The sequence below is a fragment of the Nocardia sp. NPDC019219 genome (genome assembly GCF_040632645.1).
GTDB classification, from domain to species: domain Bacteria; phylum Actinomycetota; class Actinomycetes; order Mycobacteriales; family Mycobacteriaceae; genus Nocardia; species Nocardia sputorum.
Genome location: NZ_JBEYCG010000027.1, coordinates 51,512 through 62,299, shown reverse-complemented (window position 1 = coordinate 62,299; position 10,788 = coordinate 51,512). Strand labels below are relative to the sequence as shown.

The window sequence follows — 10,788 nt, the reverse complement described above, 5'->3', positions numbered from 1 at the left end:
CCGGTTGGGGGCCCGGCCGGGTTTGGGGGGGCCGCCGGTCCGCGCACCAGGTCGCAAGCGGCGGCCGCGCAAACGCGAGCCACAAGAGGGCCGCGAACACCCAGCGCCGAAGGCGCTGGAAATCCAATACAGTGCGAGACTGTGTTGCATGCCACCACCGCGCAGCGGGCGCCAGGAAGCGCAACACGACGGCAACGCCGTATGTGAGGTCGACGCTGCCGCTCGCAGTGACGCCGCGATCCGCGCGGCGTCGGCCGAGCTGATCGGGCTTTCGCACGCGATTCACGCCGAGCCGGAGCTGGCGTTCGAGGAGACCCGCAGCGTCGCGAAGACCATCGCGCCGCTCGCCGAGCGCGGCTTCGAGATCGAGACCGGGGTCGCGGAACTGCCCACGGCGTTCCGCGCGCGCTACGGCAGCGGGGCGCTGACCGTCGGTCTCTGCGCCGAGTACGACGCGCTGCCCGAGATCGGGCACGCGTGCGGGCACAACGTCATCGCCGCGGCCTCGGTGGGCGCGGCGCTCGGACTCGCCGAGGTCGCCGACGCGCTGGATCTCACCGTGCTGGTGTTCGGCACGCCCGCCGAGGAGAGCGGCGGCGGCAAGGTGCTCATGCTGGAGCACGGGGTGTTCGACGACGTCGCGATGGCGATGATGGTGCACCCCGGCCCGCTCGACATCGTCGGCGCCCGTTCGCTGGCGCTGGCCGACGTATCGGTGGTCTTCCACGGGCGTGAGGCGCATGCCAGCGCGGCCCCCGAGCAGGGCCGCAACGCGGGCGACGCGGTCACCGTCGTGCAGGTCGCCCTGGGGTTGCTGCGGCAACATCTCCTGCCCGGCCAGCAACTGCACGGTATAGTCGGCGACGGTGGCGTAGCTCCCAACATCGTGCCCGGACGTGCGGAACTGCTGTATTACCTACGCGCAGTCGACTCCGCATCCCTCGACGATCTGATGCGACGAGCGTCGGCTTGCTTCGAGGCGGGCGCCCTCGCGACCGGCTGCACCCACGAAATCCGGACGCTCGCGCCGACGTATACCGAGCTGACACCGGATCCGGAGTTACTGCTCGTCTATCGCGAGCAGCTCACCGGATCGGGACGCGTGCCGCTCGCTCCGGAGTTCGAGGCGCAGCGGCCGCTGGGCAGCACCGACATGGGGAACGTCACCAACGTCATTCCGGGCATTCACCCGGTCATCGGCATCGATGCCGGTGGTGCGGTGACACATCAGCCAGGCTTCGCCGCGGCCAGCGTCAACGCCTCGGCGGATCGTGCGGTCCTCGACGGTGCGCTCGCGCTCGCGCGTACCGCAATCGCCGTCGCCCGCGATGACATCCATAGAGACAGGTTGTTGCAACGGCTAGTTCAACGACAGGAGGACATTCGGTGAGCACAACCGGCCGTTCGGCGGCGCCGGCGACGGGCCCGGCACTGGGCATCCGTGTGGCCATGGAGGGCCCCGGCAGCTCCGCAGCGTCGGAAACCCGGGGGTCCGGGCGAGCAGCGGTGGAGTCCTGGCTGGCCGATCACACGGTCGATCTCGTCCAGTGGCGCAGGCATATCCACGCCAATCCGGAGCTGTCCCGGACCGAGTTCGGCACCACCGAGTTCGTCTCGGCGTGGCTGACCAAGGCGGGACTGACGCCGCAGGTACTTCCCGGCGGCACCGGCTTGATCTGTGACCTCGGACCGGACGGCCCGCGCATCGGCCTGCGCGCCGACATGGACGCGTTGCCCCTGCAGGAGTTCACCGGACTGCCCTTCGCGTCGACGGTGCCGGGCGTGTCGCACGCGTGCGGCCACGACGCGCACACCACCATCCTGCTCGGTACGGCGCTGGCCTTGGCGGAGGTGCCGGAGTTGCCGGTCGGCGTGCGGCTGGTCTTCCAGCCCGCCGAGGAGATCATGCCGGGCGGCGCGATCGACGTGGTCGCCGCCGGTGCGATGACGGGTGTGGAGCGGATCTTCGCGCTGCACTGCGACCCGCGCCTCGAGGTCGGCCGGGTCGGCATCCGGGTGGGTGCGATCACCTCCGCCGCCGACACGATCGAGCTGGTGCTCGACTCGCCGGGCGGTCACACCTCGCGTCCGCACCTGACCAGTGACCTGGTCTACGCGATCGGCTCGGTCATCACCGGGTTGCCTGGCCTGCTCAGCCGCCGCATCGACCCGCGTACCAGCACCGTGATGGTGTGGGGCGCGGTGAGCGCGGGGAAGGCGCCGAACGCCATTCCGCAAACCGGGATGCTCACCGGCACCATCCGCACCGGAGATCACGCGACGTGGTCGTTGCTGGAGCCGATGGTGCGGGAGATCGTCGACGGCCTGCTCGCCCCGACGGGCGTGCGCTACCAGTTGAACTACCGTCGCGGCGTGCCGCCTGTGGTCAACGACGAGCATTCCACCCGCATCTTCGAGGACGCGATCCGCGCGCTCGGTCCGGACGCGCTGGCCGACACCCCGCAGTCCGGTGGCGGCGAGGACTTCTCCTGGTACTTGGAGGAGGTGCCGGGCGCGATGGCGCGCCTGGGCGTCTGGTCCGGTACGGGCGAGCAGCTGGATCTGCACCAGCCGACCTTCGACATCGACGAGCGGGCGCTCGCGGTCGGCGTCCGGGTGCTGAGCAATCTCGTGCTCGACCCTGGCTCTGTCTGATTTCCAGCGCCTGCGGCGCTGGGTGTTCGCGGCCCCTTTGTGGCTCGCGTCCGAGCGGGCGAGACGCGCCTCTGCGGCGCATGCGCTTCGCCCGCTCGGACGCGAACCGGGCCGCGAACGGTGCTCGATGGCCTCGCGCTCGACGAGGCCGGGAGTGCGCCGACGGCTCGGCCGACCTGGAAGGTACGGCATGCCGCCGGCGTCGCGGTGTGACGCGTGGTCAGCCGAAATTGCCCGGGCCGACGTTGCGGCTGTTGCGGGTGCGTAGGGCGTGCACGTAATCCTCTGGCGCGCCTGCCTTCTCGGCGGCGTCGGCGATCACGCCGAGGTAGCGGGCCGAGGGTAGGCCGCCCTCGTAGGCGTCCAGCACGTAGAGCCAGGCCAGCGTGGGGTCGCCGCCGTCGGCGTTGCGGGTCACCCGCAGGCGGATCTTCTTGTGGATACCGAAGTCCGAGCCCTCCCAGCGGTCCAGCCGCTGCTCGTCCTCCGGGGACACGTCGTAGAGCACGACGAACACCCGGGAACCGGGATCCTCGACGACCGTCGCGAGAGGCCCTTCCCAGCCGATATCGTCACCGGCGAAGGTGAGCCGCCAGCCCTCCAACCAGCCCGTCCCGGACATGGGGGAGTGCGGACAGCGCTCGAGCATCTGCGTCGAGTCCATGTTGGACCCATAGGCGGCATAGATCGGCACCAGCAAAGGGTAGCCAATAACCTTCGCGAACCGCGTTCGATTGCCACACCTGCGGCGCGGCGCGCGGCGGGGAACCGTTGCGCACCGGTAACGCGGTCGATGGTGCGAGGTGGTTGCCGGATAACGTTGACCCGTGCCGGAGATCCCGGCGCGAAGCACGAGCGGAGGTATCAATGACCCGCATCGCGATCATCGGTGGCGGACCGGCCGGCTATGAGGCGGCCCTGGTGGCGGCCCAGCACGGCGCGTCGGTGACGCTGATCGACTCCGACGGGATCGGCGGGGCGTGCGTGCTGTGGGACTGCGTCCCCTCGAAGACCTTCATCGCCTCGACCGGCGTGCGCACCGACCTGCGCCGCGCTCGCGATCTGGGGATCACCCTCGACCCGAATCAGGCGCAGGTGCAGCTGCCGGAGGTGAACGCGCGTGTCAAGGCGCTGGCGCTGGCACAGTCCTCCGACATCCGCTCGAAGCTGCAGACCGTCGGGGTGACCGTGCTCGCCGGATACGGCGAGCTGATCGACCGCGGCAGCGGCCTGGCCGCGCACCGGGTGCTGGCCAAGCTGGCCGACGGCGCGCAGCAGACCATCGAGGCCGAGGTCGTGCTGATCGCCACCGGCGCGAGCCCGCGCGTGCTGCCTGGCGCGGAGCCGGACGGCGAGCGCATCCTCAACTGGCGTCAGCTCTATGACTTGGAGGAACTGCCGGAGACCCTGGTCGTCGTCGGTTCCGGTGTGACGGGCGCGGAGTTCGTCTCGGCCTACACCGAGATGGGCGTGCGGGTGAAGCTGGTCTCCAGCCGCGACCGCGTGCTGCCGGGCGAGGACGCCGACGCGGCGCTCGTGCTGGAGGACGCGCTCGCCGAACGTGGGGTGGAGCTGGTCAAGCACGCGCGCGCCGACGCCGTGGAGCGCACCGCCGACGGCATCGTGGTCAAGCTGTCCGACGGGCGTACCGTGTCCGGCTCACACGCGCTGATGACGGTCGGCTCGACGCCCAACACCGCGAACCTCGGGCTGGAGCGGGTCGGCATCGAACTCGATCGCGGTGGTTACCTCCGGGTGGACCGGGTGTCGCGCACGTCGGTGCCCGGCATCTACGCCGCGGGGGACTGCACCGGGCTGCTGCCGCTGGCCTCGGTGGCCGCGATGCAGGGACGCATCGCCATGTACCACGCGCTCGGGGAGGGCGTCAGCCCGATCCGCCTGAAGACCGTCGCCTCCGCGGTGTTCACCCGGCCGGAGATCGCGACCGTCGGCGTCAGTCAGACGGCCATCGACAACGGCGAGGTCCCCGCGCGCACGGTGATGCTGCCGCTGAACACGAACCCGCGCGCCAAGATGTCCGGGCTGCGACGCGGTTTCGTCAAGATCTTCTGCCGTCCCGCGACCGGTGTGGTGATCGGCGGCGTCGTCGTCGCGCCGATCGCCTCGGAGCTGATCCTGCCGATCGCGCTTGCGGTGCAGAACAATCTGACGGTCAACGACCTGGCCCAGACCTTCTCGGTGTACCCGTCGCTCACCGGTTCGGTGACCGAGGCGGCGCGTTTGCTGATGCGGCACGACGATTTGGACTGACCTCGGTTCGGCGTCTGCCGTGCCGTGTCCGATTCAGGACATCACGCCCGGTGAGCACGGGGCGCGCAGGGGAGGCGGGCGCTCTTGCCACCCTTGGCTATTCACCGCGTTGCCCATCGTGCGCACATGTGGTTCACTCTCGGCAGAGATGCGATCGAAGGACGGTCGCGGAGTTCGGTGTGGGGGGATGGGTCCTTTCCAAATCGGCACGAACGAACGGCTTGGGTCGTTCGACGATCAGGCGTCTCACCCAGGGACAACTGCATGCGGCCGTTCCGGTCGCACCCGGGAAGGGAATTGCGAAAAGTGAAACATCGTAAGCCGAGTCGGGCGCAGCGAGCGATGGCGAGCACCTCGTTGCCTCTGGCCACAGCGGCTGCAGTGGCCACTCTCTTCGCTGCGCCGGCGGGGGCGGCTCCCAACGATCCGACCACTCCGCCGACGCCTGCTCCGGCGCAGCCGGGCGTGAACGAGTCGCCGAGCACCCCGGAGACCACGCAACCGGAGCCGAACAAGCCGGAGTCCAAGCAGGATCCGCAGAAGCCGGAGAGCAAGCCCACACCGAGCCAGCCCGGCGTCACCACCCCCGAGTCGGACCACGCCGCGCCGGACCAGAAGGATCCGAAGCTGGCGAAGCCGACCCAGCCGGGCGTGACCCCGCCGCGCGTCGCGCCGCTGCCGGTTCCCGGCCAGCAGAAGCCGAGCGACCCGCAGCCCGCGGTCGTGCCGGACCAGGCCGCGCCGCAGCCGGGTCAGCAGGCCGCGCCGCAGCCCGGCCAGCAGACCACTCCGCAGCTGGGCACGGAGAACGACAACGCTCAGGCCCGCCAGCCGGAGAGCTCCACGCTGGTGCAGCCGCAGGCGCAGCCGCGCTGGCAGGCGCCGCGCATGGAGGCGGCCCCGGCCGCGCCCGTCGTCGAGATGACCGGCCCGCACGCGGAGATCGGCGCGAACATCGACGGCGGCACCATCCTGCCGGGCCACGTGGCCAACACCCACCACTTCAGCAACGAGGCCGGTTACGTCGGCACCATCGGCTACCGCACGCCGACCGGCGCGGGTGAAGCGGGCGTCTCGGTGGAGTTCGTCGACAAGAACACCGTCAAGCTGACCACCTACACCGGCGGCGAGGGCTTGGCCTCGAACAACACCACCGCCGTGTTCGACACCACCCAGCTGAACCAGGCCAAGGCCGCGGTCGAGGACTGGATCCGCGAGCAGCCGGGCGGCGCGGCCGCCCTGGAGGCCGCCGCACAGGTTAAGCTTCCGCTTCAGCCGGGCGATTTCGCTCCGCAGACCGTCGACGTGGGTGGTGTCACCACCCAGTGGGGTGGTTCACTCCAGTACTGACACGTGCTGTTCGACGGGTGGGGCGGTCGTTCGCGGCCGCCCCACTTGTGTGTCCTGGGAAAGGATTGGGTGTGACTTCCGAGGGTTCTGCGAGGGAGAACGAATCCGATCAGTCCGGTTCGGCGTTCGGTCCGCCAGTGGGGGAGTTCGGTCCGCCGATTTCCGAATTCGGGCCGCCTGTCACGGAATTCGGTCCGCCGATGGGCCCGGACGTGGGCCCGGGCTGGCAGGTGCCGCAGCAGTCGAGCGACCACTCGGAACTCACTTGGCGCCCGGCGGGCGAGCCGGAGACGCCTCCGGTACCGCCCGCGCAGTTTCGCGCGCCGGACTCGACGGTATACGCAGAACGGCCGTCCGCACCGCCCGCGCCTGCCCAACCCGGGCCGCCTGCCGGGGAGGCCGCGGGCCCGACGTCCACGGACGGCGAAAAGGACTCCTGGTGGAACCGGCCGACGCAGGAAGGTGGCGTTCCGAAGCCTCCGCCGCCCTCCGAATCCGGCCTGTCCTGGGCCGAGGACCCGATCGCCATGCGGCTTGCGCTGCGCATTCCCGAGACGCCCGCGCCCGCGCGGCGCGGTTCCTCGCGGCGCTGGGTCGTGCTGGGGACCCTCGCGGCAGTGGTGGCGCTGGTCGCGCTGACCGTGACCATCGTGGTGTCCAGCGGCAGTGATGACGGCCCGGCTGCTTCGGACACCAGCAGTGCCGTGGCGATGGACTGCCCCACCCGCACCGAGGGCAAGGTCACCTTCGGCAACGGTCCTGGTGATACGAGCAGTGGGATCCGGGCGATTCTGGGCTTCGAGCATGCGTACTATTCCGAGCGCAGCGCAGCCCGCGCGCACACATTCGTGGCGCCGGGCGCGAACGTCGAGCCGCCCGCGGACCTGCAGAAGACCATCGACCAGCACATCCCGCAGGGCACCGGATATTGCCTGCGGATCGCGGAGATCTCCTCCGATCGCTTCAACGTCGAGATCACCGAGCGCCGTCCCGACGGCACAGAGGCTCAGTACTTCCCGGTGATCACGACCGTGAACCTGGACGGACGGACGCTCATCTACCTGATCGATTGAGTCTGCTCCGACCACCCGTGATGACGTCATCGGCAACGGGCCCACCCGGCCGACTCGGTGGATCGCCCTCGCCGGTGACAATCCGCGAGGAGGAGATCTCCGCCCTCGGGCAATTTCTCACATATTGAGAATGGAATTTCATATTCTGGTAGCCGATGTGAAACAGTGAGGACTCGCGTACCGTGGCGTCCTTTCGGGAGGTTTCATGTCGGCGATCACTCCACCGCTGGCCCGGCGTCTCGACGGCCTGACGAGTTCGGCGATCCGGGACTTGCTGAAGGTGGCGGCGCGCGACGACGTGATCAGCCTGGCGGGCGGCTTGCCGGACGAGCAGTTGATGCCGCGGGACCGGATCGCGCAGGCGGCGGAGGCAGCGCTCGCGGACCGCGCGCGTCTGCAATACACCGAATCGGCGGGCTGGGGCCCGTTGCGTGACGTGCTCGCGGCACGGGAGACCGTGCGGCTGGGGCGGCCGGTGCCGCTCGAGGAGGTGTTCGTCACCCACGGGTCGCAGCAGGCGTTGTCGCTGCTCGCCGAGGTGCTGGTGGATCCGGGTGCGCTGGTCGTGGTCGAGGATCCGGCCTACGTCGGCGCCTTGCAGGTGTTCCGGGCCGCCGGATCGCGCATCGTGACGGTGCCGTTGGACGCCGACGGCATGCGAGTCGACGCCTTGGCCGAGCTGCTCGCTCGGGGCGAGCGGCCCGCGCTGGTGCATACGGTGAGCAATTTCCACAATCCGCGCGGTGTCACCATGAGCCCGCGGCGACGTCGGGAACTCGCCGGACTCGCCGATCGGTACGGATTCTGGGTGATCGAGGACGATCCCTACGGTGAGCTGTGGTTCGAGCGGCCGTCGCCGGAGCCCATCGCGACGTATTCGGCCAACGTCATCCGGCTGTCGAGCGTGTCGAAGATCCTGGCACCGACCTTGCGGGTGGGCTGGATGACCGCGCCCGACGCGGTGTGCCGGGGCGTGGAGCTGCTGAAGCAAGGCGCGGACCTGTGCGGTTCGGCGCTGACCCAGCAGATCGCCGCCGATCTGCTCGCCGACCCGGATTGGCTGGGTGCGCAAGTGGAGGAGATCCGGCGCGTCTACGGTGCGCGAGCGCGTGTGCTGGTGGACGAGCTGCGCGCGCGTTTCGGTGACCGGCTGGTGAGTACCGACGCGGCCGGCGGCATGTTCGTGTGGGTCGACTTCACCGACGGGACCGACACCGTGGACCTGTTGCCCCACGCGATCGATCTCGGCGTCGCCTACGTCCCCGGCGACGCGTTCGCGGTCTCCGGAGCCCATCGGAACTCGATGCGGCTGTGCTTCACCACCTCCGAGGAGGCGACCCTCCGGGAGGCGGTCTCCCGCCTGGCGCATGCGATAGGCGAATGATGTCGCGCGCGGTCGCCTCGGCGCGCGCCACCGCCGGTAGGGTCACTGTTCCGGTCGATTCGGCCGCGCCACGGTCGACGGCGACAACCGAGGCGCACGACATCAGCCCCGCGGGTGCACGACATCGGTCCCGCGGGTGCATGACATCGGCCCCCGCGGGCGCACGGCATCGCCCCACGCGGGCGCGTCAGTCGACCCAGCCGTAGGTGCGTTCGACCGCCTTGTTCCACGCGGCGAAGCGTTCGTCCCGGTCGGCGGCCGACATGGTCGGGTGCCAGGTCTTGTCGGCGGCCCAGTTGTCCCGGATGTCGTCGGTGCCCGACCAGTATCCGACGGCGAGCCCGGCCGCGTACGCCGCGCCGAGGGCGGTGGTCTCGTTGACCACCGGGCGCACCACGGGCACATCGAGGATGTCGGATTGGAACTGCATGAGCAGGTCGTTGCCGACCATGCCGCCGTCCACCTTCAGCGTGGTCAGCTCCAGGCCGAGCCGCTGCGACTCGGCGTCCGCGCGCATCGCGTCGACCACCTCGCGGGTCTGGAAAGCGGTCGACTCCAGCACCGCCCGCGCCAGATGGGCCTTGGTGACGAAGCGGGTCAGCCCGGCGATCACGCCGCGTGCGTCGGGACGCCAGCGGGGCGCGAACAACCCGGAGAAAGCCGGCACGATGTAAGCGCCGCCGTTGTCGTCGACGCTGCGGGCCAGCGGCTCGATCTCGTCGGCGGCGGAGATGATGCCGAGGTTGTCGCGGAACCACTGCACCAGCGAGCCGGTGACCGCGATGGAGCCCTCCAGGGCGTACACCGCGTCCGCGTCGCCTAGGCGATAACACACCGTGGTGAGCAGGCCGTGCTTGCTGAACACCGGCGTGGTTCCGGTGTTCAGCAGCATGAAATTGCCGGTGCCGTAGGTATTCTTGGCCTCGCCGGGCGACAGGCACGCCTGGCCGAAGGTGGCGGCCTGCTGGTCGCCCAGGATGCCCGCGACCGGCACCCCCGCCAGCGGCCCGGACGCGATCGGCGCGTAGACCTCCGAGGAACTGCGTACCTGCGGCAGCATCGACTCCGGCACGCCGAACTCCGCGCAGATCTCCGAATCCCACTGCAGCGAGCGCAGATCCAGCAGCATGGTGCGGGAGGCGTTGGTGACGTCGGTGATGTGCTCGCCGGTCAGATTCCACAGCACCCAGCTGTCGACGGTGCCGAAGCACAGCTCGCCCGCCTCAGCGCGCTCCCGCACGCCGGGCACGTTGTCCAGGATCCAGCGCAGCTTCGGGCCGGCGAAATAGGTGGACAGCGGGAGGCCGGTGCGGTCCTGGTAGCGGGCCGGACCGGCGCCGCCGCCCAGTTCGGCGCACAGCCGGTCGGTGCGGGTGTCCTGCCAGACGATCGCGTTGTACACCGGGCGGCCGGTCGCGCGATCCCACACCACGGTCGTCTCCCGCTGATTCGTGACGCCCACCGCGGCGATGTCGTCAGCGCCGAGACCGCTGCGCTCCAGCACCTCACCGAGCACGAATGCGGTATCGCGCCAAATGGTTTCGGCATCGTGCTCCACCCAACCCGGTTGCGGGAAGATCTGCTCGTGCTCGCGCTGGGCGACGCCGACGACGCGTCCCTGCCGGTCGAAGACGATGCACCGACTCGAGGTCGTGCCCTGGTCGATGGCGGCCACATAACGACGCATCCGTGCAGTGTATTTTGGCCGCGACTTCGTCGCGGCGTGTTCGCGGCTGTGTTGGTCTTGCCAGCGCCTGCGGCGCTGGGCCGCGAACGGGCAATGCTCGGTCTCGCTTCGCTCGAAACCGGGGGTTGTGGTGCGCTGGGTGCGTCGGGGCGGAGTGCTGCGGCCCCCGGCGCGCCGTTTCGGGACTCCTCTGCGGCGTCCGCTGCTTGCTCCTTCGTCGCGTCCGAGGCGGCCGCGCGAACCGAGCCGGGACCCGAACGGGCAATACACGGTCTCCGTGCACTCGAAACCGGGGGTTGAAGTATGGCCGGATGACCTCCGGTGGCCGCGTCCGGCAGGGTGCGACCGGGTGTCGGGTGCCTCACTGG

The 10,788-nt window shown here is 70.0% G+C and carries 8 protein-coding genes; 6 read left to right on the top strand and 2 right to left on the bottom strand.

Annotated elements, in window-relative coordinates:
- The first annotated feature begins 148 nt into the window (after window positions 1-148).
- Both ABZ552_RS33340 and ABZ552_RS33335 read left to right on the top strand, forming a co-directional pair.
- Window positions 149-1,390, top strand: coding sequence for a M20 family metallopeptidase (locus ABZ552_RS33340; protein ID WP_357441857.1), 1,242 nt, complete (start codon window positions 149-151; stop codon window positions 1,388-1,390).
- A 59-nt stretch (window positions 1,391-1,449) separates the two neighbouring features.
- Entirely contained in the window at window positions 1,450-2,655 is a 1,206-nt protein-coding gene (locus ABZ552_RS33335; protein WP_281881142.1) for a M20 family metallopeptidase, read from the top strand.
- A 220-nt stretch (window positions 2,656-2,875) separates the two neighbouring features.
- On the opposite strand, the gene ABZ552_RS33330 is transcribed toward ABZ552_RS33335, so the two are convergent.
- A complete protein-coding gene (locus tag ABZ552_RS33330; protein ID WP_043720454.1) occupies window positions 2,876-3,349 on the bottom strand; it encodes a gamma-glutamylcyclotransferase in 474 nt (157 codons plus the stop codon).
- Between the two features lie 173 nt (window positions 3,350-3,522).
- On the opposite strand from ABZ552_RS33330, the gene ABZ552_RS33325 reads away from it, so the two are divergent.
- The 4 genes from ABZ552_RS33325 (at window position 3,523) to ABZ552_RS33310 (ending at window position 8,733) form a co-directional block, all read left to right on the top strand.
- Entirely contained in the window at window positions 3,523-4,926 is a 1,404-nt protein-coding gene (locus tag ABZ552_RS33325) for an NAD(P)H-quinone dehydrogenase (protein WP_063023136.1), read from the top strand.
- 465 nt (window positions 4,927-5,391) lie between these two features.
- Window positions 5,392-6,276 carry a hypothetical protein gene (locus ABZ552_RS33320; protein WP_281875352.1) on the top strand — a complete coding sequence of 295 codons (885 nt, stop codon included), beginning with the start codon at window positions 5,392-5,394 and terminating at the stop codon, window positions 6,274-6,276.
- A gap of 200 nt (window positions 6,277-6,476) precedes the next feature.
- Window positions 6,477-7,349 carry a hypothetical protein gene (locus ABZ552_RS33315; protein ID WP_281875351.1) on the top strand — a complete coding sequence of 291 codons (873 nt, stop codon included), beginning with the start codon at window positions 6,477-6,479 and terminating at the stop codon, window positions 7,347-7,349.
- A gap of 205 nt (window positions 7,350-7,554) precedes the next feature.
- Window positions 7,555-8,733, top strand: coding sequence for a PLP-dependent aminotransferase family protein (locus ABZ552_RS33310; protein ID WP_281875350.1), 1,179 nt, complete (start codon window positions 7,555-7,557; stop codon window positions 8,731-8,733).
- 187 nt (window positions 8,734-8,920) lie between these two features.
- Here the strand turns inward: ABZ552_RS33310 and glpK are convergent, their stop codons facing one another.
- A complete protein-coding gene (glpK, locus tag ABZ552_RS33305) occupies window positions 8,921-10,420 on the bottom strand; it encodes a glycerol kinase GlpK (protein ID WP_281875349.1) in 1,500 nt (499 codons plus the stop codon).
- Window positions 10,421-10,788 lie beyond the last annotated feature (368 nt).